The following is a 912-nucleotide window of genomic DNA, read 5'->3' as shown; positions in this document are numbered from 1 at the left end:
AGATCACCCGCCGGCCCAGCCGAACGGGCCAGACCAGCACGCCTACCCAGCCCCACACCACCCCGTTGACGTCGTCCTCATAGCCTGCTCAGCGCACGTTCTCGCGCAGGAACTCCACGGCGCGGCCCCAGGCGAGGGTGGCTGCGGCCTCGTCGTAGGCGGCGCCGGTGTCGTTGACGAAGGCGTGCTGCGCCTCGTAGACGTGCAGCTCGACGGGCACGTCGAGGCGCTCGCGGAGGTCGTCGAAGACCCTGCGCACGACGTCGAGGTCGATCCGGTCGACCTGCGCGTAGTGGCCCTGGACGGCGGCGGTGACGCCGGACCAGTCGGTGCTGCTCGGGTCGGGCAGCCCGTAGAACGGCGCCACGGCGCCGACCCGGTCGCCCTGCTGGCTCGCCAGGGTCAGGGCGAAGGCGCCCCCCATGCAGAACCCGGCGACGCCGACGGTGCCGCTCGTCACGGCCTCGTGGCCGAGCAGCAGGTCGACGGCGCCGGCGAGGTCGCGGGCGGCGCGGTCGACGGGCAGCTCCTGCATGAGGCGCATCGCCTCCTCGCCGTCGTGCGTCGTCCGACCGCCGTAGAGGTCGGGCGCCAGCGCCACGAAGCCCTCGGCGGCGAACCGGCGCACGAGGTCGGCCACGTGCTCGGTGAGCCCCCACCACTCCTGGACGACGACGAGACCGGGCCCGTGCCCGGCCGGCGGGAGCTCGAGGTAGCCGTGCCCCTCCTCGCCGCCGGGGCGGGGGAAGGTCGTGTTCTGCGGGGCGGCGCCGGGGTCGCTCATGCCCGCACGGTAGGTGGGGGCACGCTCCGGTGACGAGGTGCTCCGCCGGGTGACCTGCAGAAGTGCGCCTGCTGGCACCGGGCAGGGCGCTGACGCGAAGATTCCCCTGGGCGAGGGGTCAGCCGGTT

The 912-nt window shown here is 74.3% G+C and carries 1 protein-coding gene; it reads right to left on the bottom strand.

All coding sequences use genetic code 11. The features are described from left to right. Positions 1-88: 88 nt before the first annotated feature. Positions 89-784: a dienelactone hydrolase family protein gene (locus WDZ17_RS17345; RefSeq protein WP_339576428.1), complete on the bottom strand. Its 696-nt coding sequence runs from the start codon at positions 782-784 to the stop codon at positions 89-91. Positions 785-912: the final 128 nt, after the last annotated feature.

This window comes from Pseudokineococcus basanitobsidens (assembly GCF_037482545.1).
GTDB classification, from domain to species: Bacteria; Actinomycetota; Actinomycetes; order Actinomycetales; family Quadrisphaeraceae; genus Pseudokineococcus; species Pseudokineococcus basanitobsidens.
This window is presented reverse-complemented; position numbering and strand designations above follow the sequence as displayed.

Coding starts and splice junctions, on each gene's coding strand:
- WDZ17_RS17345 (WP_339576428.1), bottom strand. CDS start 784: ATGAGCGACCCCGGCGCCGCCCCGCAGAACACGACCTTCCCCCGCCCC.